The organism is Streptomyces sp. NPDC032091 (assembly GCF_055580265.1).
The window spans coordinates 270,013-292,424 of record NZ_JBVILR010000005.1; the positions used below are offsets into that span (position 1 = coordinate 270,013).

At 71.2% G+C, this 22,412-nt stretch carries 17 protein-coding genes; 9 read left to right on the top strand and 8 right to left on the bottom strand.

Annotation, left to right across the window (positions count from 1 at the left end):
- Positions 1-28: 28 nt before the first annotated feature.
- Complete coding sequence (locus ACZ5NJ_RS11685) at positions 29-1,312, bottom strand: NYN domain-containing protein (RefSeq protein WP_468764544.1); 1,284 nt, start codon at positions 1,310-1,312, stop codon at positions 29-31.
- 212 nt (positions 1,313-1,524) lie between these two features.
- Between ACZ5NJ_RS11685 and ACZ5NJ_RS11690 the strand changes: the two genes are divergently transcribed.
- Positions 1,525-1,692: a hypothetical protein gene (locus ACZ5NJ_RS11690; RefSeq protein ID WP_468764545.1), complete on the top strand. Its 168-nt coding sequence runs from the start codon at positions 1,525-1,527 to the stop codon at positions 1,690-1,692.
- Between the two features lie 97 nt (positions 1,693-1,789).
- Here the strand turns inward: ACZ5NJ_RS11690 and dnaE are convergent, their stop codons facing one another.
- Positions 1,790-5,329: a DNA polymerase III subunit alpha gene (gene dnaE / locus ACZ5NJ_RS11695; protein ID WP_468764546.1), complete on the bottom strand. Its 3,540-nt coding sequence runs from the start codon at positions 5,327-5,329 to the stop codon at positions 1,790-1,792.
- A gap of 169 nt (positions 5,330-5,498) precedes the next feature.
- Between dnaE and ACZ5NJ_RS11700 the strand changes: the two genes are divergently transcribed.
- The 5 genes from ACZ5NJ_RS11700 (at position 5,499) to ACZ5NJ_RS11720 (ending at position 11,451) form a co-directional block, all read left to right on the top strand.
- Complete coding sequence (locus tag ACZ5NJ_RS11700; protein WP_468764547.1) at positions 5,499-6,824, top strand: DUF2252 domain-containing protein; 1,326 nt, start codon at positions 5,499-5,501, stop codon at positions 6,822-6,824.
- Between the two features lie 107 nt (positions 6,825-6,931).
- Entirely contained in the window at positions 6,932-7,624 is a 693-nt protein-coding gene (locus tag ACZ5NJ_RS11705; protein ID WP_468764548.1) for a hypothetical protein, read from the top strand.
- A gap of 49 nt (positions 7,625-7,673) precedes the next feature.
- The gene (locus ACZ5NJ_RS11710) at positions 7,674-8,468 is read left to right on the top strand and encodes a DsbA family protein (RefSeq protein ID WP_468764549.1); all 795 of its coding nucleotides are present in this window, start codon (positions 7,674-7,676) and stop codon (positions 8,466-8,468) included.
- 108 nt (positions 8,469-8,576) lie between these two features.
- Positions 8,577-10,256 carry an alkaline phosphatase D family protein gene (locus ACZ5NJ_RS11715; protein WP_468764550.1) on the top strand — a complete coding sequence of 560 codons (1,680 nt, stop codon included), beginning with the start codon at positions 8,577-8,579 and terminating at the stop codon, positions 10,254-10,256.
- A gap of 232 nt (positions 10,257-10,488) precedes the next feature.
- Positions 10,489-11,451, top strand: coding sequence for a zinc metalloprotease (locus ACZ5NJ_RS11720; protein ID WP_468764605.1), 963 nt, complete (start codon positions 10,489-10,491; stop codon positions 11,449-11,451).
- Positions 11,452-11,546: 95 nt separating this feature from the next.
- Here the strand turns inward: ACZ5NJ_RS11720 and ACZ5NJ_RS11725 are convergent, their stop codons facing one another.
- Positions 11,547-12,125, bottom strand: a complete 579-nt coding sequence (locus tag ACZ5NJ_RS11725) for a dienelactone hydrolase family protein (RefSeq protein WP_468764551.1) — start codon at positions 12,123-12,125, stop codon at positions 11,547-11,549.
- A gap of 64 nt (positions 12,126-12,189) precedes the next feature.
- Between ACZ5NJ_RS11725 and ACZ5NJ_RS11730 the strand changes: the two genes are divergently transcribed.
- Complete coding sequence (locus ACZ5NJ_RS11730) at positions 12,190-13,227, top strand: mechanosensitive ion channel family protein (RefSeq protein ID WP_468764606.1); 1,038 nt, start codon at positions 12,190-12,192, stop codon at positions 13,225-13,227.
- Positions 13,228-13,397: 170 nt separating this feature from the next.
- Here the strand turns inward: ACZ5NJ_RS11730 and ACZ5NJ_RS11735 are convergent, their stop codons facing one another.
- Positions 13,398-13,988 carry a TetR/AcrR family transcriptional regulator gene (locus tag ACZ5NJ_RS11735; RefSeq protein ID WP_468764552.1) on the bottom strand — a complete coding sequence of 197 codons (591 nt, stop codon included), beginning with the start codon at positions 13,986-13,988 and terminating at the stop codon, positions 13,398-13,400.
- A gap of 63 nt (positions 13,989-14,051) precedes the next feature.
- Here ACZ5NJ_RS11735 and ACZ5NJ_RS11740 point away from each other — a divergent pair, with 63 nt between their 5' ends.
- Positions 14,052-14,531 (top strand): SRPBCC family protein, encoded by a 480-nt coding sequence (locus tag ACZ5NJ_RS11740; RefSeq protein ID WP_468764553.1) that lies wholly within the window; start codon positions 14,052-14,054, stop codon positions 14,529-14,531.
- A 13-nt stretch (positions 14,532-14,544) separates the two neighbouring features.
- On the opposite strand, the gene ACZ5NJ_RS11745 is transcribed toward ACZ5NJ_RS11740, so the two are convergent.
- The 4 genes from ACZ5NJ_RS11745 to ACZ5NJ_RS11760 all read right to left on the bottom strand — a co-directional run bounded on the left by ACZ5NJ_RS11745 (position 14,545) and on the right by ACZ5NJ_RS11760 (position 18,703).
- Positions 14,545-16,137 (bottom strand): Na+/H+ antiporter, encoded by a 1,593-nt coding sequence (locus ACZ5NJ_RS11745; RefSeq protein ID WP_468764554.1) that lies wholly within the window; start codon positions 16,135-16,137, stop codon positions 14,545-14,547.
- A 65-nt stretch (positions 16,138-16,202) separates the two neighbouring features.
- Positions 16,203-17,144: an RluA family pseudouridine synthase gene (locus ACZ5NJ_RS11750; protein ID WP_468764555.1), complete on the bottom strand. Its 942-nt coding sequence runs from the start codon at positions 17,142-17,144 to the stop codon at positions 16,203-16,205.
- Positions 17,145-17,197: 53 nt separating this feature from the next.
- Complete coding sequence (gene lspA / locus ACZ5NJ_RS11755; RefSeq protein ID WP_468764556.1) at positions 17,198-17,764, bottom strand: signal peptidase II; 567 nt, start codon at positions 17,762-17,764, stop codon at positions 17,198-17,200.
- Positions 17,765-17,830: 66 nt separating this feature from the next.
- A complete protein-coding gene (locus ACZ5NJ_RS11760) occupies positions 17,831-18,703 on the bottom strand; it encodes a TraR/DksA family transcriptional regulator (protein WP_468764557.1) in 873 nt (290 codons plus the stop codon).
- A gap of 547 nt (positions 18,704-19,250) precedes the next feature.
- On the opposite strand from ACZ5NJ_RS11760, the gene ileS reads away from it, so the two are divergent.
- A complete protein-coding gene (gene ileS, locus ACZ5NJ_RS11765) occupies positions 19,251-22,397 on the top strand; it encodes an isoleucine--tRNA ligase (RefSeq protein WP_468764558.1) in 3,147 nt (1,048 codons plus the stop codon).
- Positions 22,398-22,412 lie beyond the last annotated feature (15 nt).

Sequence of the window (22,412 nt, forward strand, 5' to 3'; positions counted from 1 at the left end):
GAGGGAGCAGCCTACGCGGCATCCGCCCCTACTCGGCCGCCGGGGTCAACGGCGCCGCGGATGCGGAGGCCGTCGCTCCGCCGACGTGCTCGGCCGCGGCGCGCACGTCGATCTCCCTCCAGAACCCGGCGCGGATGGCGTAGCGGTCGTGCTCGTCGATCTGGTCGTCCTTGTGCGCCAGGAGCCCGAAGCGGGCGGCGTAGCGCAGCAGCTCGCCGTCGATCCGGTGCGGGACGCGCGGGTACATGGTGGCGAGCTTCTGCAGGTGGGCGCTGTCGGGGAGGCGTTCCATCCAGCGGCGGGCGAAGACCTGGCCGACCTCGAACGGGTCGCCGCCGACGGTGGTGATGTCCTCCTCGCGGTCGGCCCAGCGCTGCTCGGCGCTGGTGAGCTGGGCGAGGGTGGGCAGGGAGGCGGTCTCGGCGGGTTCGCCGAGGGGGCCGGGGCGGTCGATCCAGCCCTTGTCGGAGGACCAGCGCAGGGCGCTGCCGGCCGGGCTGGAGGTGGGGTGGCCGGGGGCCGCGGCGGCGGCGCCGGGGGCGCGCAGGGCCGCGAGGTCCTTGGGGGTGGGGACGGCGGGCTTGGCGCCTTCGGTGGCGGGGGCGGGTACGGCCGCTCCGTTGGAGGAGGGTTCGGGGGCGGCCGGGGTGCCGTTGCGGGCGGCCTCGGCGAGCGCGGCCTCGGGCAGCGGGGCGGAGAGGATGGCGGCGATCTCGGGGCGCGGTGCGGGGGGCGGGGGGCAGAGTCCGGCGAGGTCGCGGGCGCGGACGGCGCGGGTGATCCAGGTCCGGTCGAGGACGCGGCGTTCGTCGGCTTCGGCGACGAGGTCCTCGGACTGGTTGTAGTCCCCGTCGGCGGCCTGGACGGCCCACAGGTGGACGGCGACCCCGTGTTCCTTGGCGGACATCAGCCCGGGCAGCAGGTCGCCGTCGCCGGTGACGAGGACCACGTCGGAGCAGGCCCGGTTGCGGGCGAGTTCGGTGAGCTCGGCGTGCATGGCGGCGTCGACGCCCTTCTGGGCCCAGCGGCCGTCGCTGCGGGTCAGGGCGCCCAGGCGGACGGTGACGCGGGGCATGACGCGCAGCCGGCGGTGTTCGGGCTGGGGCACCCGGTCGGGGGCGCCGTCGAACCAGTAGATCCGCAGCAGCGGCTGCTGGGTGTCGGCCTCGGCGCGCTCGCGCAGGCCCTGGATGAGGGCGGAGTGGTCGACGGTGATGCGCGAGCGCGAGGGTTCTCCCGCGAGGAGGCTCGCGGCCGCGCCCAGCAGGTATCCGGCATCCACCAGGACGACGCAGCGGTCCACGCGTTCCACCCTCTTCCGTGGGGGTCCTCGACAGGTTTTCCCCGAGTCTGCCCGACCGCAAGGGCGTTGACGGCCGGAACTGGATCACCGGCGTGGCGTATCTCACGGGAGACCCGGCGGTGGGCACCGCTACGCACGGCAATGATCCAAAATGCGCGGTTTGTTGTGGTGTGTGAGGGTGAAGGCGGCCCTGGCCCCTACACCCCCCACGGAGGCATTCCATGGCCAAGAACAAGAACCAGAAGCAGCCGGCGAAGCAGCAGGCACGCCCGGGCGGGCAGGACATGCCGAAGGGCTCGACGGAGACCTCCGGCGACCGCCCCTCGCAGTCGCCCAGTCCGCTGGACATGGCCCACAAGAGCAAGTCGAAGCGCTTCGGCCACAACTGACGCCTCCGCGCGAGCGGTGAGGGCGAAGGGGGCCCGCCCCGGCAGTGCCGGGGCGGGCCCCCTTCCCGTGCGTACGGCGGGCGCCGGCCCGTCCGGGCTAGCCGGCCAGGCAGGAGGGGCCGAGGAGCACCTTGAGGTCGCCGAAGAGCGCCGGGTCGGGCTGCACCCGGTGCCGGTCGAGGCGCAGCACGGTCGTGGTGCGCGGGCCCTGGAGCTTGATCCGCACCTCGGTGTTGCCCTTGTGGTGGCGCAGGATCTCGCCCAGTCGGGTGACCATCGGCGGGGTGACCTTGACGGTGGGGATGGTGAGGACGACGGGGGCGTTGGTGCCGGCGGAGGAGAGGTCGGGGACCATCATCTCCATCGCGACGAGGCGCGGGATGTCCTCGCGCTTGTCGAGGCGGCCCTTGACGAAGACGACGGTGTCCTCGACCAGCTGGGTGGAGACGAGCTGGTAGGTGGCGGGGAAGAACATGCACTCGATGGAGCCGGCGAGGTCCTCGACGGTGGCGATGGCCCAGGCGTTGCCCTGCTTGGTCATCTTGCGCTGGAGGCCGGAGATGATGCCGCCGATGGTGACGACGGCGCCGTCGGAGTGCTCTCCGCCCGTCAGCTGGGAGATGCCGGCGTCCGTCTTGTCGGAGAGGACGTGCTCCAGCCCGAAGAGCGGGTGGTCGGAGACGTAGAGGCCGAGCATCTCGCGCTCCTGGGCGAGCAGGTAGGACTTCTCCCACTCGACGTCGGAGAACTCCACGTCCAGGCCGAAGCCGGGCTCGCTGCTCTCCTCGTCACCCATTCCGCCGAAGAGGTCGAACTGTCCCTCGGCCTCCTTGCGCTTGACCGCGACCACGTTGTCGATCATCGATTCGTGGTGGGCGACCAGGCCCTTGCGGGTGTGGCCCATCTCGTCGAAGGCGCCTGCCTTGATCAGCGACTCGACGGTGCGCTTGTTGCAGACGACGGCCTCGACCTTGTCGAGGAAGTCGGGGAAGGAGGAGTACTTGCCCTTGGACTTCCTGGTCTTGATGATCGAGTCGACGACGTTCTGGCCGACGTTGCGGACGGCGGTGAGGCCGAAGAGGATCACGTCGTCGCCCTGGGCGGCGAAGTTGGACTCGGACTCGTTGACGTTCGGCGGGAGCACCTTGATGCCCATGCGCCGGCACTCGTTCAGGTAGATCGCGGACTTGTCCTTGTCGTCCTTGACCGAGGTGAGCAGGCCCGCCATGTACTCGGCGGGGAAGTTCGCCTTGAGGTAGGCGGTCCAGTAGGAGACGAGGCCGTACGCGGCCGAGTGGGCCTTGTTGAAGGCGTAGCCGGCGAAGGGGACCAGGACGTCCCAGAGGGCCTGGATGGCCTGGTCGGAGTAGCCGTTCTTACGGGCGCCCTCCTGGAAGATCGTGAAGTTCTTCGCCAGCTCCTCGGGCTTCTTCTTGCCCATGACGCGGCGCAGGATGTCGGCCTCGCCGAGCGAGTAGCCGGCGATGATCTGGGCGGCCTTCTGCACCTGCTCCTGGTAGACGATCAGGCCGTAGGTGACCGCGAGCACCTCTTCGAGCGGCTTCTCCAGCTCGGGGTGGATCGGGGTGATCTCCTGCTGCTTGTTCTTGCGCAGGGCGTAGTTCGTGTGCGAGTTCATGCCCATCGGGCCCGGGCGGTACAGCGCGGACACGGCGGAGATGTCTTCGAAGTTGTCGGGCTTCATCAGGCGCAGCAGGGAGCGCATGGGGCCGCCGTCGAACTGGAAGACGCCGAGGGTGTCTCCGCGGCTGAGCAGTTCGAAGGTCTTGGGGTCGTCCAGGGGCAGGCCCAGGAGGTCGATGTCGATCCCCTTGTTGGCCTTCACCATCTTGACGGCGTCGTCCATGATCGTGAGGTTGCGCAGGCCGAGGAAGTCCATCTTCAGCAGGCCGAGCGACTCGCAGCTCGGGTAGTCCCACTGGGTGATGGTGACGCCGTCGGTGTGCCGCACCCAGACGGGTACGTGGTCGGTGATCGTCTCACTGGACATGATCACGCCGGCGGCGTGCACGCCCATCTGGCGGACCAGGCCCTCGACGCCGCGGGCGGTGTCGATGACCTTCTTCACGTCGGGCTCGTTCTCGTACATCCCGCGGATCTCGCCGGCCTCGCTGTAGCGGGGGTGCGAGGGGTCGAGGATGCCGGAGAGCGGGATGCCCTTGCCGAGGACGTCGGCGGGCATGGCCTTGGTGAGCCGGTCGCCCATGGCGTACGGGTAGCCGAGGACGCGGGCGGAGTCCTTGATCGCGTTCTTGGCCTTGATGGTGCCGTAGGTGCCGATCATGGCGACCTTGTCGGCGCCGTACTTCTCGGTCACGTACCTGATCACCTCGACGCGCCTGCGCTCGTCGAAGTCGATGTCGACGTCGGGCATGGAGACGCGCTCGGGGTTGAGGAAGCGCTCGAAGATCAGACCGTGGGTGAGGGGGTCGAGGTCGGTGATGCCCATGGCGTAGGCGACGATCGAGCCGGCCGCGGAGCCTCGGCCGGGGCCGACCGCGATGCCCTGGTTCTTGGCCCACATGATGAAGTCGGCGACCACGAGGAAGTAGCCCGGGAAGCCCATCGAGATGATCGTGTCCATCTCGTACTCGGCCTGCTTCAGCCGGTCGTCCGGGATGCCTCCGGGGTAGCGGCGGTGCATGCCGCGCATGGTTTCCTCGCGGAACCAGCTGACCTCGGTGTGGCCCTCCGGGATGTCGAACTTCGGCATGAGGTTGCGGAACGTGAACATGCCCTCGGTGTCGACCTGCTCCGCCACCTTCCAGGTGTTGGCGCAGCCCTCCTGCCAGGCGTCCGAGGAGTCGATGGCGTACATCTCCTCCGTGGACTTCAGGTAGTAGCCGGTGCCGTCGAACTTGAAGCGGTCCGGGTCGGAGAGGTTCTTGCCGGTCTGGATGCAGAGCAGGGCGTCGTGGGCGCCGGCCTCGTGGGCGTACGTGTAGTGGGAGTCGTTCGTGACCAGCGGCGGGATGCCGAGCTTCTTGCCGATCTCCAGCAGGCCGTCGCGGACCCGGCGCTCGATCTCGATGCCGTGGTCCATCAGCTCCAGGAAGTAGCGGCCCTCGCCGAAGATGTCCTTGTAGTCCGAGGCCGCCTTGATCGCCTCGTCGAACTGGCCGAGGCGCAGTCGCGTCTGCACCTCGCCGGAGGGACAGCCGGTGGAGGCGATCAGGCCCTCCGACCACTGGCTGATGGTCTCCTTGTCCATGCGGGGCCACTTGGTCAGCCAGCCCTCCGCGTAGGCGTCGGAGGACAGCCGGAAGAGGTTGTGCAGGCCGGTGCTGTTCGCCGCCCAGATCGTCTTGTGCGTGTAACCGCCGGAACCGGAGACGTCGTCCCGCTTCTGGTGCGGCTGGCCCCACTGGATGCGCCGCTTGTTGCGCCGGGACTCGGGGGCGACATACGCCTCGATACCGATGATCGGGGTGATCCCGGCCTTCTGGGCGGAGTGGAAGAAATCGTACGCGCCGTGCAGGTTGCCGTGGTCGGACATGGCGATGTGCGTCATGCCCATCTCGTTGCAGGCCGCGAACATGTCCTTCAGCCGAGCCGCACCGTCCAGCAGCGAGTACTGGGTGTGGACGTGCAGGTGCGTGAAGGGCGTCTTCGACACGGTGGGGGCCTCCGGGGGCGAGAGGGGCGGCAGCTATGAATCCTACGTCCCACGAGTGACAGATCCGGGGCACGGAGAGATACGGTCGGGCGTTGCAGAACCAGGAACACCTGTCCGACGTCCAGTCGGTCAGAACCCGTACCACCCCGTGCACCAGGAGGCATCCGCCATGGCGGTTCCCGAGACGACCGACGAGCAGCGCGCCGAGCAGATACTCGATGTGTTCGACACCGCTTTCGGTGAGCTGCTCGCCGCCGACCCCGCCGCCTTCGAGGTCAAGTTCCGGAAGATGGCCGCCTCGGCCTTCGCCTTCTACCGGGGCACGGCCTGCCTCTTCTACGCCGACCTGGAGCGCGACCGGCACGGCGGGCCCTTCCTGGACGAGCGCACCGGCCGGGTCTGGATCCACGGCGATCTCCACGCCGAGAACTTCGGCACGTACATGGACTCCAACGGCCGGCTCGTCTTCAACGTCAACGACTTCGACGAGGCCTACGTGGGCCCCTTCACCTGGGACCTCAAGCGCTTCGCCGCCTCCGTCGCCCTGATCGGCTACACCAAGGCGCTCAGCGACGAGCAGATCGGCGACCTGGTGCGGACGTACGCGGCCGCCTACCGCGAGCGCATCCACCTCCTGGCCACCGGGGCGAAGAACGAGGAGGTGCCCTCCTTCACCCTGGACACCGCCGAGGGGCCCCTCCTGGGCGCCCTGCGCGACGCCCGCTCGCGCACCCGGTTCTCGCTGCTGGACTCGATGACCGAGATCCGCGACCACGAGCGCCGCTTCTCCGAGGGCGGCGGGGCCATCGAGCTGGACGCCGCGACCCGCTACAAGGTGCTGGCCGCCTTCGACGGGTACCTGGAGACCCTGCCGGAGGAGTCCCTGGTCCGCCCGGACTCCTACCGGGTCAAGGACGTGGTGGGCCGCCGGGGCGTGGGCATCGGCTCGGCCGGGCTGCCCTCGTACAACATCCTGCTGGAGGGGCACAGCGACGCCCTGGAGAACGACGTCGTGATCTACCTCAAGCAGGCGCAGACCCCGGCCGTCTCCCGCCACATCACCGACCGGGCGGTCCGCGAGTACTTCCAGCACGAGGGCCACCGCACGGTGATCTCCCAGCGGGCCCTCCAGGCGCACGCCGACCCGTGGCTGGGCTGGACCGAGCTGGACGGCGCCGGGCAGCTGGTCGCGGAGGTCTCCCCGTACGCGGTGGACCTGGACTGGTCGGATCTGGACGACCCGGAGGAGATCGCGGCGGTCGTCGCGGACCTCGGCCGGGCCACGGCCACCATGCACGCCTCGGCCGACGAGGCGGAGAGCGGCCAGTCCCTGGTGCCCTTCTCCACGGAGCGCGCCATCGACGCGGCCATCGCCGCCGACGAGGAGGGCTTCCCCAAGCTGCTCGTCGACTTCGCCCACGCCTACGGGACCCGGGCCCGCGCCGACCACCAGATCTTCGTGGACCTCTTCAGGAACGGCCGGATCACCGCGTAGGCCCCGGCTCCGGGGCCCGGCGACGGGCTCCGGCGACGGGCCCCGGCCTGGCCGACAAGGCACCCCGTGATCCCTCCCTCACAGGAAGCCGTGGCAGACTCGCGGCGATGGACATATCAGGGGTCAGGATCCGGGGGCTGCGGGCCGCGCTGTTCAGCGCGCTCGTCGTGCTGCTCTCGGCCGGCTCCCACGTGCTCCTGTCCCGGGTGCCGCTGCCGCCCGCCCTGCTGAGCGGCGCCTTCGCCGGGGTCTTCGTGATCGCCTACGCCCTGGCCGGCCGCGAGCGGGGCTTCGGGCCGATCGCCGGCCTCCTGGTCCCGCTGGAGCTGGCGGCCGACACGGTCTTCACCGCCGGGCAGCGCGTCTGCTACGGCCCCGCCGGCGGCCCGGTGGCCGGGCCGCTGCACGCGCTGGGCCTGGACGGACTGTGCGGCGGGACCCCGGTGGGCGGGCCGCTGACCGAGGTGGCCGGGCCCGCCGGCGACCCGGCCGCGCTGCTGGCCGCGCCGGGGCCGTGGACGCCCTGGCTGCTGCTCGGCGCCCACGTCGGGGTCGGGCTGCTCGCCGCCGCCTGGCTGCGCCGCGGCGAGCGGGCGCTGGCGCGGCTGCTGCGGGCGGTGGCCGCCTTCGCCTTCCGGCCGCTGCTGCTGGCGGCGGCCTCGGTGGCGGCGGGCCCCGGCCGGGCCGGGCGGGCGCTGCCCGCGGCGCTGCCGGGCGCGGTGGCCCGTACCCGTTTCCCCGCGCATTCGGTGGGCCGGCGGGGACCTCCCGTACGGACGGCGACGCTCGCGAGCGTCTGACCCGTACGCAAGGACAGTCCCCCCTCCTCCACCTCCCACGGAGATCACCATGAGTTCCCGCAACAGCCAGCAGAACAAGGCCGCCGCCCGCGAGAAGCTGCGCGTCGAGCGCGAGAAGCAGGCGAAGAAGGACAAGGCCCGCCGCCAGGTGTTCGTGGCCGGCGGCGTGGTCGCCGCCCTCGCGCTGGCCGGCGGCGTCGGCTACGCGGTCGTGCGGTCCAACGAGCCCGGCTACTGGGAGAAGGCCGCCGAGGCCACCCTGGTCAAGCCGAAGAACACCGAGGGCGCGGACGGCCTGACCGTGGTCATCGGCAAGCCCGAGGCGAAGAAGACCCTGGAGCTGTACGAGGACCCGCGCTGCCCCGCGTGCGCCGCCTTCGAGCAGTCGGTCGGCGAGCAGGTCAGGAAGGACGTGGACGCGGGCAAGTTCAAGCTCCGCTACTTCGGCGCCACCTTCATCGACAACGGGGCCAAGGGCGTCGGCTCGAAGAACGCGCTGAGCGCGCTGGGCGCGGCGCTGAACGTCAGCCCGGAGGCCTTCCTCGACTACAAGGCGGCCCTGTACTCCAAGGCGCTGCACCCCGACGAGACCGTCGACAGCTTCGCCAAGGACGACTACCTGCTGAAGGTCGCGGACACCGTCCCGGCGCTCAAGGGCAACGCCGAGTTCAAGAAGGCCGTCGAGGACGGCACGTACGACCGGTGGGCGATGGACATGTCGAGCGCCTTCAACAAGTCGGGCGTGACGGGCACTCCGACCCTGAAGATGGACGGCAAGAAGATCGACACCCCGGCCACCCCGGAGGCGTTCACCGCCGCGATCGACAAGGCACTCGCCGGCTGATCCCCCCGCAATACCGCTATAACGGGCGGGCGAACTCTCAAAGTTCGCCCGCCCGTTGTCGTTCGGTGACTGTTCCCGGCCACATACCGATCAGTAATATGACCCCCCGTGACCAGTCATCTCACCCCCCTTTCCCCCGCGGCGACTTCCGCCGCGGGCGCGGCGAACCCCCGCCGCCGCACGGTCGTCCTGGCCGCCGCCGCCACGGCCGCCCTCGCGCCGATCGCCCTGGGCGCCTCCGCCGCCCGGGCCGCGGAATCCGCCCCCGCCTTCCTGCACGGCGTCGCCTCCGGCGATCCGCTGCCGGACGGCGTCCTGCTGTGGACCCGCGTCACCCCCACCGCCGAGGCCGTCCCGGGCTCGGGCCTGGGCCCGGACACCGCGGTGGGCTGGGAGGTGGCCGAGGACAAGGCCTTCTCCCGCGTCGTCGTGCGCGGCTCCGTGACCGCGAGCGCCGCCTCCGACCACACCGTCAAGGTGGACGTGCGCGGCCTGCGCCCGCACACCCCGTACTGGTACCGCTTCACCGCCGGCGCCACCGTCTCCCCCGTCGCCCGCACCCTGACCGCCCCGGCGGCCGACGCCGCCACCGCGGGCGTGCGCTTCGGCGTGGTCTCCTGCTCCAACTGGGAGTCCGGCTACTTCTCGTCGTACCGGCACCTGGCCGCCCGCACCGACCTGGACGCGGTGCTGCACCTGGGCGACTACATCTACGAGTACAAGACCGGCGAGTACCCGGCCGCGAAGTACGTCGTGCGCCAGCACGAGCCGAAGAACGAGATCCTCACGCTGGCCGACTACCGGACCCGGCACGGCCAGTACAAGACGGACCGCGACGCCCAGGCGATGCACGCGGCCCACCCGATCGTGGCCATCTGGGACGACCACGAGTTCGCCGACAACGCGTGGTCCGGCGGCGCCAACAACCACACCCCGGGGACCGAGGGCGACTGGGCGGCCCGCGCGGCCGCGGCCAAGCAGGCGTACTTCGAGTGGATGCCCGTACGCGCCTCCATCGCGGGTACCGTGTACCGCCGCCTGCGCTTCGGCAACCTGGCCGACCTGCACCTGCTGGACCTGCGCTCGTTCCGCTCGGAGCAGGTCAAGGCCGGCAGCGGCGCGGTGGACGACCCGGAGCGCACCATCACCGGGCGGGCGCAGCTGGACTGGCTCAAGGCCGGCCTGGCGGGCTCGACGGCGACCTGGAAGCTGGTCGGCACGTCGGTGATGATCTCGCCGGTGGCCTTCGGCTCGCTGCCGGCGCAGGTGCTCCAGCCGCTCACGCACCTGCTGGGCCTGCCCGAGGGCGGGCTGGCGGTCAACACGGACCAGTGGGACGGCTACACGGACGATCGCAAGGAGCTGCTGGGCCACTTGAAGGACCGGAACATCAAGAACACGGTGTTCCTGACCGGCGACATCCACATGGCCTGGGCGAACGACGTCCCGGTGAACATGGCCACGTACCCGGGGTCGGGCACGGTCGGCACCGAGTTCGTGGTCACCTCGGTGACCTCGGACAACATAGACGACACCCTGCACGTACTGCCGCACACCGTGTCGCTGGTGGCGGAATCGGCCATCAAGGCCGCGAACTGGCACGTGAAGTGGCTGGACATGGACTCGCACGGCTACGGCGTGCTGGACGTGACGGCCGAGCGCTCGCAGATGGACTACTACGTGGTGTCGGACAAGCGGCGTCAGGACGCGACCTCCTCCTGGGCCCGTTCGTACCGCACCCTGAACGGAACGCAGAAGGTGGAGCGGGTCGACCAGCCCGTCCGCTGATCTTCCTGACATACCGTCAAATCTTGCGCGGGACGGGGCTCCTGGTGCAGACCAGGAGCCCCGGATGTACCTCGGGCAACAAATCTTTAACTTCCGGGTACTTGCGAAATGAATGACATGCACACATAAACTTCCGGCCAGCGTGAGGAAATACCTCACCCCCCACCACGCTTGCCGAGGAGTCACCGTGCGCGCTGTTGCCCGCATATCCCCCCTTCTCCGGCGCCGCCTCATGGGTACGGCCGTCCTGGCCTCCACCCTGGCGTTCGCCCCGCTGACGGCCCCCACCACCGTCGCCGCCGCCCCGAAGACCGGCGCCGAGGCCTGTGCCGAGCAGGGCTCCGCCCCTGCCAACGCCCGCGTCGCCAAGCCCAAGGACACGCACGCGGCCGAGCCCAACGAGCTGTCCGAGGCCCAGACCAAGGCCATGGACGCGGACCTCAAGAAGAAGCTCGGCCAGATGCAGCTGTCGCCGCAGCAGGTCTTCGGCGCGCGCGAGGGCGTCAGCTCCCTGGCCGCCGCCACCACCATCCCGGTGTACGTCCACGTGATCACCAACGGCAGCCAGGGCAAGCTGACCGCCACGGACATCACCAACCAGATCAACGTCCTGAACGCCGCCTACAGCGGCAAGGGCACCGGCAACGTCGACTCCGGCTTCCAGTTCTCCCTGGCCGGCACCGACTACACCGACAACGCCGCCTGGTACACCGTCTCCGACGGCACCCAGGCCGAGAAGGACATGAAGAACGCCCTGCGCAAGGGCGGCAAGAACGCGCTCAACCTCTACACCGCCAACCTCGGCGGCGGCCTGCTCGGCTGGGCGACCTTCCCGAGCTCCTACGCCTCCGCCCCGAAGATGGACGGCGTGGTCATCCTCAACTCCTCGCTGCCCGGCGGCTCCGCCACCAACTACAACGAGGGCGACACCGCCACCCACGAGGTCGGCCACTGGATGGGCCTCTACCACACCTTCCAGGGCGGCTGCTCGGGCAGCGGCGACTCCGTCTCCGACACCCCGGCCGAGCAGAGCGCGGCCTTCGAGTGCCCGACCGGCCGTGACTCCTGCACGAGCAAGCCGGGCGTGGACCCGATCCACAACTTCATGGACTACACGTACGACTCCTGCATGTACCAGTTCACCGCCGGCCAGGTGTCGCGCATGAAGAGCATGTGGACCGCCTACCGCGCCTGATCGCGCGCACCGCTCCACACCGCACGCACACGGCGGGGCCCGGCGCAGCAAGCGCCGGGCCCCGTCCCGTTCGTTCCCCCTGTCCCCCTGTCCCCCTACAGGCTGTCGAGGAAGGCGAGCGCGATCCGCCAGACCTCCTCGGCGGCGTCCGCGTCGTAGTCGTCCAGGTCCGGGTCCGTGAACAGGTGCCCGGCACCCGGATAGCTGTGGATCTCCACGTCCGCCCCGGCCCGCCGCATCCGCAGGTACCAGGCGGTCAGCCAGTCGTGCGTCTCGAAGGGGTCGGGGTCCGCCATGTGCAGCTGCACCGGCAGCTCGTCGGCCGAGGTGTCGTCCTCCAGGTCCGCCGTGCCGTGCAGGAGCAGCAGTCCGCGCGCCTTGTCGTCGGCCAGCGCCAGGTGCTGGGCGACGGAGCCGCCGAAGTCGAAACCGGCGTAGACCAGGCCCTGGTCGGAGAAGGGCGCCGAGGCCAGCACCGCCCGCTTGAGCAGCTCGTCGCGGCCCACCTCCTCCAGGTGGGCCACGCCCTCCTCGAACGTCTCGAACGTACGGCCCTCGAAGAGGTCGGGCACCTGCACCCGGTGTCCGGCGGCGCGCAGCCGGTCGGCCGCCGCGTGCACCGCGGGCCGCAGCCCGTACGTCGAGTGGAAGAGCATGATGTTCATGCCTCCCATCGTGCCATTGCCCGGAAAGGGAGGAGTCCGGCGGCGCCCCGTGGATAGGTTCTCCCGCATGGAGATGGAGAACGTCCTGCGTCCCGCGATCGCCGTCTGCGCCGTCCTGCTCCTCACCCTGCTCGCCGGCCGGCTGCTCGACCTGCTGCTGCGCCGGGCCGACGCCCGGCACTCCGAGACCCCGCTGTGGGGTCTGCTGCGCCGCTGCGTCCCGCCGTTCCGGCTGGTCCTGGCCACGGCCGCGCTCCAGACCGGGTACCGGTCGGCGCACGTCCTGCCCGGCCACGCGGCCGCCGTGGGCCACGTCCTGACCCTGGTGCAGATCGCCTCCACGGCCTGGCTGCTGGTCGGCATCGCGACCGCGGTCGTGGACTCCGCGTACGCCCGCTACGCCGCCTCCGCGCCGGACGACGCCCGGGTGCGGCGGGTGCGCACGCAGGTCACGCTGATCCAGCGGGCGCTCACCGCCGTGGCCGTCGTCGTCGCGGCCGCGGCGATGCTGCTGACCTTCCCGGCGATGCGCACCGTCGGCGCCTCGGTGCTGGCGTCGGCCGGGGTGCTCGGCATCGTGGCCGGCATCGCCGCCCAGGCCTCCCTCGGGAACCTCTTCGCCGGGCTCCAGATCGCCTTCGGCGACACGGTGCGCATCGGGGACACGGTCGTCGTGGACAAGGAGTGGGGGAAGGTCGAGGAGATCACGCTGACCTTCCTGGTGGTCCGCACCTGGGACGAGCGCCGGATCACGATGCCGGTCTCGTACTTCACGAGCAAGCCGTACGAGAACTGGTCGCGCGGCGGCGCCCAGATGACCGGCACCGTCTTCTGGCACCTGGACCACGCGGCCCCGGTCGCCCTGATGCGGGACAAGCTCGCCGAGCTCCTCAAGGACATCCCCGAGTGGGACGGCCGCGCGGCCGGCCTGGCCGTCACGGACACCACCCCGAACACCATCGTGGTCCGCGCGGTGGTCACGGCGAAGGACGCCGACGACGTGTGGACCCTGCGCTGCGCGGTCCGCGAGCAACTGATGACCTGGCTGGCAACGGAGCACCCGCACGCCCTCCCCCGCGTCACGACGACAGAGGCCCCACCTCAGCCCTAGGGCCTGTCGTCAAACTCCCGTCTGCCCCGCGACGCCTGGCACGCGCTCTCGCCGCACCGGGCGAAAGCCAAGTACGTCCAGTACGCGGGCTTCCGCCCGGCACACCGAGAGCACGCACCAGACGCCGCGGGGCCGCCCTCCGGGCGACGACGGGAGTTTGACGACAGGCCCTAGACCGCACCACCGAGGAGGGTGGCTGCCGACTCCGCCGCGAGGTCCTCGGCGTGCGGGGGCAGCGGGTCGCGCGCCCGCAGCGGGCGGCGGACCACGGCGAGCGGCAGGTCGATCAGGGCCAGGGCGACCAGGTCCCGGCCCTCGGGGCCGGTCAGGCCGAGGGCGGCGGCGAGCCGGGCGAGCCGGCCGAAGACGCGTCCGTTGCCCCGGTCCGCCCGTTCCCGGTGTTCCTCGGACCATCCGGCGCGGCCGAACTCTTCGGGGCCGTACAGGAGCAGGGCCGCCTCGGCCGGAGAGGACCGGCTCCAGGCGACGACGTGGCGGGCCCCGGCGCGGGCGGACCGGAGGGGTTCGGTGTCCCCGTCGAGCGCGGCCAGGTACCCCTCCTGGAACCGCTCGACGGTGCGCAGCCACACCTCCGCGAGCAGCGCCGGGCGCCCCGGGAAGCGGTGGTAGACGGATCCGCTGGGCGCGCCGACGGCCTGGGCGACGGCCGACATGGTGACGGCGGCCGGCCCTCCGCCGGCGGCGAGGAGGACGGCGGCGTCCAGGAGTGCGCCGGTGTCGAAGCGGGGTGGTCTCGGCATGAATCAGAGAGTACTCTCCACAACAATTAGAGAACCCTCTCTAATTGAGCCGAGGAGCCGGTCATGCCTGTCCACAACGTGCACGAACGCCTGTTGCCGATGCCCGCCGCCGACGTCGGAACCCTCCTCGACAGCCTGGCCTCCGGGCCCGGGGACCGGCTCTGGCCGCACCGGACCTGGCCCGCGATGGAGTTCGACGGCCCCCTGTCGGCCGGCGCGAAGGGCGGGCACGGCCCGGTGCGGTACACCGTGGCCGCGTACGTGCCGGGGACCTGGATCCGCTTCACCTTCACCGGCCCCCGGGGCTTCCACGGGTTCCACGAGTTCGCCGTCCTGCCGGTCGACGACCGGCGCACGGTCCTGCGCCACACCCTCTCGATGCGCGTCACCGGCCCCGCCCGCCTCAGCTGGCCGCTGGCCTACCGCTGGCTGCACGACGCCTGCCTGGAGGACGGCCTGGACCGCGCCGGCCGGCCCGCGCGCCCGGCCCGCCGCTCCCGGTACGTCCGCCTGCTGAGGGCCGTGGCCGTCCGGGGGCGTTGACGGCCCACGGCGCCTACGCGCTCCGCAGGCTGCGTACGTCCAGGTGGCGCAGTACGCGGTCCACGATCTCCGGGTCCGCCCCCGGTTCGCTGCGGGCCGACAGCACCTCGTGGCGGGCGGCGGACATCATCTCGCGCTGGATCCGCTGGACCTGGCGGATCCGCTCGACCCGCTTCGCGTACGCCTCCCGCCGCTCCTCGTCGACCAGGTCGGGGCTGATCCTCGCGCCCACGTCGTACGCGCGCCGGTACAGGACCTCGACCAGGTCCTCCGGGAGGTCCTCCATCTCCTCGATCTCCCTGAGCCGCCGCTTCGCCGCCTTCGCCGCGCGCAGCGCGAGCGCGCGCTCGGTCTCCCGTTCGGCGTCCGTGTCGGGCTCCACTCCCAGCCGCCGCACCAGCCACGGCAGGGTCAGCCCCTGGAACACCAGGGTCGCCATGATCACCGCGAAGGCGATGAAGACGATCTCGTCGCGGTCCGGGAAGGGGTCCCCCGCGTCCGTCCGCAGCGGGATGGCCAGGGCCAGCGCGACGGACGCCACCCCGCGCATCCCCGCCCACCACATCACCACGCTCTCCCGCCAGCTCAGCGGGATCTCCTCGTCGTAGTCGCGCCGGCCGTGCAGCTTCTTCGCGAGCCAGCCCGCCGGCAGCAGCCACGCCAGCCGCACCCCCACCACCACGGCGACCACGGCCGCCGCCCAGCCGGCCATCTCCCACTCGCGGCCCTTGGCGACGCCGAAGACGTTGTGGAGTTCCAGTCCGATCAGGCCGAAGGCGACGCCGGTGACGAGGACGTCGACGACCTCCCAGAAGGTGTGCCCGGCGAGCCGGCCCAGCACGTCGTCGGCGTCGTTCGCGTACTCGGCGAGGAAGAGGGCGGTGGTCAGTACGGCCAGCACCCCCGACCCGCGCAGCTCCTCGGCCAGCACGTACGAGACGAACGGGACCAGCAGCGTCAGCCCGATCTGGAGGGTGGCGTCATCGAGCCGGCCCATCAGCCGGTTCGTGGCCCAGCCGAGCGCGAGCCCGACGGCGACGGCCACCACCGCGGACAGGACGAACTCCCCGAGCGCGTCGGGCCAGGAGAAGGTGCCGCTCACCGCGGCGGCGACGGCCACGTGGTACAGCACGATGGCGGTGACGTCGTTGAAGAGCCCCTCGCCCTCCAGGATCGACACCATGCGGCGCGGCAGCCCGAGCGATCCGGCGACGGCGGTGGCCGCGACGGGGTCGGGCGGGGCGACCAGCGCGCCGAGCGCGACGGCCGCCGCGACGGGCAGCCCGGGGACGACGGCGTTCGCGACGGCGGCCACGGCGGCGGTGGTCACAAAGACCAGGGCCACGGCCAGCAGCAGGATCGGCCGGACGTTCGCCGCGAACTGCCGCCACGAGGTGCGTTGCGCGGAGGCGTACAGCAGGGGCGGCAGCAGCAGGGGGAGGATGTACTCGGGCGCGATGTTCACGTTGGGCACGGCCGGCACCAACGCCAGCCCGACCCCGCCGAGGGTCATCAGCACGGGCGCGGGCAGGCCGAGCCGGTCGCCGAGCGGAACGGTGACCACGGCGCCGAGCAGCAGCAAGAAGAGCAGAGCGAGCTGATCCACTCGTCCACCCTGCCAGGGGGCGGTGCCGCTTCCGGGGATTGAGCCCCCGCCGCCCCCGCCCGTTCCTACTGGCTCTCGGCGCGGATCACGTCGAGGGCGTGCTGGAGGTCGGCGGGGTAGCCGCTCTCGAACTCCACCCACTGCCCGTCCGCCGGGTGCTCGAAGCCCAGGCGCACCGCGTGCAGCCACTGGCGGGTCAGGCCGAGCCGCTTGGCGACCGTCGGGTCGGCCCCGTAGGTCAGGTCGCCGACGCACGGGTGCCGGTGGGCCGACATGTGCACGCGGATCTGGTGCGTACGCCCCGTCTCCAGCTTGATGTCCAGCAGCGACGCCGCCCGGAACGCCTCGATCAGGTCGTAGTGCGTGACCGACGGCTTGCCGTCCTGGGTCACCGCCCACTTGTAGTCCGCGCTGGGGTGACGCCCGATCGGCGCGTCGATGGTGCCGCTCATCGGGTCCGGGTGCCCCTGCACCAGCGCGTGGTACCGCTTGTCCACGACCCGCTCGCGGAACTGGTTCTTCAGCGAGGTGTACGCCCGCTCCGACTTGGCCACGGCCATCAGGCCGGAGGTGCCGACGTCGAGGCGGTGCACGATGCCCTGGCGCTCGGAGGCGCCCGAGGTGGAGATCCGGTAGCCGGCCGCGGCGAGGCCGCCGATGACGGTGGTGCCGGTCCAGCCGGGGCTCGGGTGGGCGGCGACGCCGACCGGCTTCATGATGACCACGACGTCGTCGTCGTCGTGGATGATCTCCATGCCGGGCACCGGCTCGGCCACGAGTTCGATCGGCCGCGGCGGGGCGGGCATCTCGACCTCCAGCCAGGCGCCGCCGTGCACGCGCTCGGACTTGCCGACGACGCTGCCGTCGACCGAGACCTTCCCCTCCGCCGCCAGTTCGGCCGCCTTCGTCCGGGAAAAACCGAACATACGGGCGATGGCGGCGTCGACGCGCTCGCCTTCCAGGCCATCGGGAACGGGCAGGGTGCGGATCTCGGGAATCGTACTCACCCGTCGAGTATGCCGGACCCGGCGGAAGACCATTCCCGCGCGCGGCCCCGAGGTCAGTCCTTGTGGACGGTGCCGTCCGGGTCCAGGCCCTTGAAGGACAGCAGGACGATCAGGATCCCGCCGCACACGATCGCCGAGTCGGCGAGGTTGAAGACGGCGAAGTGGGCGGGCGCGATGAAGTCGACCACGGCCCCCCGGAACACGCCCGGCGAGCGGAAGATCCGGTCGGTCAGGTTGCCCAGCGCGCCGCCCAGCAGCAGGCCCAGGGCGATCGCCCACGGCAGGCTGTACAGCTTGCGGGCCAGCCGGACGATCACCACGATCACGGTCGCCGCGATCACCGTGAAGATGATCGTGAACGCCTCGCCGAAGCCGAAGGCCGCGCCGGGGTTGCGGATGGCGTCGAACTTCAGCAGGTCCCCGACGACCTCGATCGGGGGCTGGTGCTCCAGCCGGGCCACGACCAGCATCTTGCTGCCGAGGTCGAGCAGGTACGCCAGCACCGCCACCACGAGCAGCGCCGCGATCCGCCTGCGCCCCCGGGGCGCGCCGGGCTCCGACTGCGGCTCGGCGTCGTCCCCGACCTCCGGCGTACCGATGATGCGCTCCGCCTCTGCCACGTGAGTCCCTCGAACTAGCTCGATCCCGACGAGACACGAGAGTACGTCAGGGTGCGTACGTCCTGGCTAGTGCCTTCGCTCCTGCTTCTGCTTGCAGTCCACGCACAGCGTGGCCCGCGGGAAGGCCTGCATCCTGGCCTTCCCGATGGGTTTGCCGCAGTTCTCGCACAGCCCGTAGGTGCCCGCCTCCAGCCGTTCCAGCGCCCGCTCGGTCTGCTCCAGCATGGAGGTGGCGTTCGCGGCGAGCGCCAGCTCGGACTCCCGGGTGATGTTCTTGGTGCCCGTGTCGGCCTGGTCGTCGCCCGCGCCGTCGCCCGAGTCGCGCATCAGACCGGAGATGGCCATCTCGGAGGCCTCCAGCTCCACGCGCAGCCGCATCACCTCCGAGAGCAGCTCGGTACGGGCCTCCGCGACCTCCTCGGGGGTCCAGGGCTCCTCCCCGGGGCGTACGGCGAGCTCGCCTGGGGTGGCGGCCACGACGCCGCCGGCGGTGTCGTCGGCCGTCTTGCGGGCCGTACCCGCGGTCTTCTTGGCAACCACTTTCCGAGCTCCCGTCTTCCGCGCGGCCGGGGCCGCCCCCTCGGCTCCGGCCGAGGAGGCCGGGCCCTTTCCCGTGCTACGCCCGCCCGAAGCCGCCGGGGCCTCTTCGGCCGGAGCCTTCCGGGCCGCCGTCTTCTTCACGGCCGTCGTCTTCTTCACGGCCACCGTCTTCTTCACGGCCGTCGTCTTCTTCGCCACGGCCTTCTCGGCCGGAGCCTTCTTGGCCGCGGCCTTCTTCGCCGGCGCCGTCTTGGCCGCGGCCTTCTTCGCCGGGGCCTTCTTCGCCGCGGCCGCCTTCTTCTCCGGGGGCGCCTTCTTCTCCGGAGCGGCCCGTTCGGCGGCAGCCGTGGAGCCCGGCACAGCAGCCACCTCCCGTGTCGCCGTCTTCTTCGCCACCATGGCCGCGGCCCCTTTTCACCGGATGTGGCCTTTTTAGCCAAATCGTGCCGGAACGATAAATCGGCTCCGACCCCACGGCAACGGGGCACGCGTCCATCAAGGTCAACCTGCATCCGTTGTGCCCAGCGGGAGCCCCCGTAATCCGCCCCGCCGCCCCCCGCGGATCCCCGGACGGCCCATCGGGCCGTCCGGGTCACGCCCGCGCCCCGCCGGATAACCGGTCTGCCGAGCCGTGCCCCGGCCCGTACACTGGGCGCAGCGAAAGGCATGGATGGGGACGAGTAGCGTCGGACGCAGCCAGGAGCGACCCGGGGACGGTGAGAGCCCGGGGGCGAGCGCGATGTGAAGGATCACCCCGGAGCCGCCGGAAGAAAGCCCGCACGGGGGCCCGTGGATCCCCGTGGGGCCGGTAGAACCGGCTTCGCACCCCAATGAGGGGGCCGCCGGACCCGTCCGGAGGCCAAGGAGGGTGGTACCGCGGGAGCAGCAGATGCTCTCGTCCCTCCGGACGGAAGTGACACACCCGCCGGAGGAAGAGTTCAGCCTCATGACCACACCGCCGCAGTACCGCCCGGTACCCGCCCAGGTCGACCTGCCCGCCCTCGAACACGCCGTCCTCGACTTCTGGCGCGAGAGCAAGACCTTCGCCAAGACGCTGGAGCAGTCCGAGGGACGCCCCGAGTGGGTCTTCTACGAGGGCCCGCCCACCGCGAACGGCATGCCCGGTGCGCACCACATCGAGGCCCGCGTCTTCAAGGACGTCTTCCCCCGCTTCCGCACCATGCGCGGCTACCACGTGGCCCGCAAGGCCGGCTGGGACTGCCACGGCCTGCCGGTCGAGCTCGCCGTCGAGAAGGAGCTCGGCTTCAACGGCAAGCAGGACATCGAGGCGTACGGCATCGCCGAGTTCAACGCGAAGTGCCGTGAGTCCGTGACCCGCCACACCGACGCGTTCACCGAGCTCACGACCCGCATGGGCTACTGGGTCGACCTGGACGACGCGTACCGGACCATGGACCCCGAGTACGTGGAATCGGTCTGGTGGTCGCTGAAGGAGATCTTCAACAAGGGCCTGCTGACCCAGGACCACCGCGTCGCCCCCTGGTGCCCGCGCTGCGGCACCGGCCTCTCGGACCACGAGCTGGCCCAGGGCTACGAGACGGTCGTCGACCCCTCCGTCTACGTCCGCTTCCCGCTGACCTCCGGCCCGCTCGCGGGCGAGGCGGCGCTCCTGGTGTGGACGACCACCCCCTGGACCCTGGTGTCCAACACGGCGGTCGCCGCCCACCCCGACGTCACGTACGTGGTCGCGACCAACGGCGACCAGAAGCTGGTCGTGGCCGAGCCGCTGCTGGAGAAGGCGCTCGGCGAGGGCTGGGAGGCCACCGGGCAGAGCTTCACCGGCAAGGAGATGGAGCGCTGGACGTACGAGCGCCCCTTCTCCCTCGTGGAGTTCCCCGAGCCCGCCCACTACGTCGTGAACGCCGAGTACGTCACGACCGAGGACGGCACCGGTCTGGTCCACCAGTCCCCCGCCTTCGGCGCCGACGACCTCGCGGTCTGCCGCGCGTACGGCCTGCCGGTCGTGAACCCGGTCCGCCCCGACGGCACCTTCGAGGAGGACGTCCCGCTCGTCGGCGGCGTCTTCTTCAAGAAGGCCGACGAGAAGCTGACCGCCGACCTCGACGCGCGCGGCCTGCTCTTCAAGCACATCGCCTACGAGCACAGCTACCCGCACTGCTGGCGCTGCCACACGGCCCTGCTCTACTACGCGCAGCCGTCCTGGTACATCCGCACCACCGCCGTCAAGGACGCGATGCTGCGGGAGAACGAGAAGACGAACTGGTTCCCCGAGTCGGTCAAGCAGGGCCGCTTCGGCGACTGGCTGAACAACAACATCGACTGGGCGCTCTCCCGCAACCGCTACTGGGGCACCCCGCTGCCGATCTGGCGCTGCGAGGAGGACCACCTCACCTGCGTCGGCTCGCGCGCCGAGCTGTCCGAGCTCTCCGGCCGGGACCACTCGGAGCTGGACCCGCACCGCCCCTACATCGACGACGTCACGTTCCCGTGCACGCACGAGGGCTGCTCGCTGACCGCCGTCCGCGTGCCGGAGGTCATCGACGCCTGGTACGACTCGGGCTCGATGCCGTTCGCGCAGTGGGGCTACCCGTACAAGAACAAGGAGATCTTCGAGAAGCGCTACCCGGCGCAGTTCATCTCGGAGGCGATCGACCAGACCCGCGGGTGGTTCTACACCCTGATGGCGGTCGGCACGCTGGTCTTCGACAAGTCCTCGTACGAGAACGTGGTCTGCCTGGGCCACATCCTCGCCGAGGACGGCCGCAAGATGTCCAAGCACCTGGGCAACATCCTCCAGCCGATCCCGCTCATGGACCAGCACGGCGCGGACGCGGTGCGCTGGTTCATGGCGGCCGGCGGCTCCCCGTGGGCGGCGCGGCGCGTGGGCCACGGCACGATCCAGGAGGTCGTCCGCAAGACGCTCCTCACGTACTGGAACACCGTGGCCTTCCAGGCCCTGTACGCCCGGACGTCCGAGTGGGCCCCCTCGGAGGCCGACCCGGCGCCGGCGGACCGCACGGTGCTGGACAAGTGGCTGCTGTCCGAGCTGAACACCCTCGTCTCCGAGGTCACGGACGCGATGGAGTCCTACGACACCCAGCGCGCCGGCAAGCTGCTGTCCGCCTTCGTGGACGACCTGTCCAACTGGTACGTGCGCCGCTCGCGCCGCCGGTTCTGGCAGGGCGACAAGGCGGCCCTGCGCACCCTGCACGAGGTCGTCGAGACGGTCACCCGGCTCATGGCGCCCCTGACCCCCTTCATCACGGAGCGGGTCTGGCAGGACATGGTCGTCCCGGTCACCCCGGGGGCGCCGGAGTCGGTGCACCTGTCCACCTGGCCGACGGCCGACGCCTCGGCCGTCGACCCGGTCCTCTCCCAGCAGATGCTGCTGGTCCGCCGCCTGGTGGAGCTGGGCCGTGCGACGCGCGCGGAGTCGGGCGTCAAGACCCGTCAGCCGCTGTCGCGCGCGCTGGTCGGCGCGGTGGGCTTCGACGCGCTGTCGGCCGACCTCCAGGCCCAGATCACGGAGGAGCTGAACGTCTCCTCGCTGGCCTCCCTCTCCGAGGTGGGCGGCTCGCTGGTCGACACGACGGCGAAGGCGAACTTCCGGGCGCTGGGCAAGCGGTTCGGCAAGGGCGTGCAGGACGTGGCGAAGGCCGTGGCCGCGGCGGACGCCGCCGCCCTGTCCCTCTCGCTGCGCTCCGGCTCGGCGGTCGTGACGGTGAACGGTGAGGAGGTGACCCTCACCCCGGAGGAGGTCATCATCACCGAGACCCCGCGTGAGGGCTGGTCGGTGGCCTCCGACTCCGGCGCGACGGTCGCGCTCGACCTGGAGATCACGCCGGAGCTGCGGCTGGCGGGTCTCGCCCGTGACGCGATCCGGCTGATCCAGGAGGCCCGGAAGAACTCCGGCCTCGACGTCGCGGACCGGATCGCCCTGCGCTGGTCCTCGACGTCCGAGGAGGTCGTCACGGCCCTCACGGACCACGCGGCCCTGATCGCTGACGAGGTCCTCGCGACCGACTTCGCCTCCGGCGAGGCCGACGACGCGTACGGCTCCCCCTTCGAGGACGAGTCCCTCGCGCTGACGTTCCGCCTCCGCAAGGCGTAACCCCGCCCCACCGAA

Bases quoted from the DNA above. Each gene is read 5' to 3' on its own strand.
- ACZ5NJ_RS11690 (WP_468764545.1), top strand. From the start codon at position 1,525: ATGGCCAAGAACAAGAACCAGAAGCAGCCGGCGAAGCAGCAGGCACGC.
- ACZ5NJ_RS11700 (WP_468764547.1), top strand. From the start codon at position 5,499: ATGGCGGTTCCCGAGACGACCGACGAGCAGCGCGCCGAGCAGATACTC.
- ACZ5NJ_RS11705 (WP_468764548.1), top strand. From the start codon at position 6,932: ATGGACATATCAGGGGTCAGGATCCGGGGGCTGCGGGCCGCGCTGTTC.
- ACZ5NJ_RS11710 (WP_468764549.1), top strand. From the start codon at position 7,674: ATGAGTTCCCGCAACAGCCAGCAGAACAAGGCCGCCGCCCGCGAGAAG.
- ACZ5NJ_RS11720 (WP_468764605.1), top strand. From the start codon at position 10,489: ATGGGTACGGCCGTCCTGGCCTCCACCCTGGCGTTCGCCCCGCTGACG.
- ACZ5NJ_RS11725 (WP_468764551.1), bottom strand. From the start codon at position 12,125: ATGGGAGGCATGAACATCATGCTCTTCCACTCGACGTACGGGCTGCGG.
- ACZ5NJ_RS11730 (WP_468764606.1), top strand. From the start codon at position 12,190: ATGGAGAACGTCCTGCGTCCCGCGATCGCCGTCTGCGCCGTCCTGCTC.
- ACZ5NJ_RS11735 (WP_468764552.1), bottom strand. From the start codon at position 13,988: ATGCCGAGACCACCCCGCTTCGACACCGGCGCACTCCTGGACGCCGCC.
- ACZ5NJ_RS11740 (WP_468764553.1), top strand. From the start codon at position 14,052: ATGCCTGTCCACAACGTGCACGAACGCCTGTTGCCGATGCCCGCCGCC.
- ACZ5NJ_RS11760 (WP_468764557.1), bottom strand. From the start codon at position 18,703: ATGGTGGCGAAGAAGACGGCGACACGGGAGGTGGCTGCTGTGCCGGGC.
- ileS (WP_468764558.1), top strand. From the start codon at position 19,251: ATGACCACACCGCCGCAGTACCGCCCGGTACCCGCCCAGGTCGACCTG.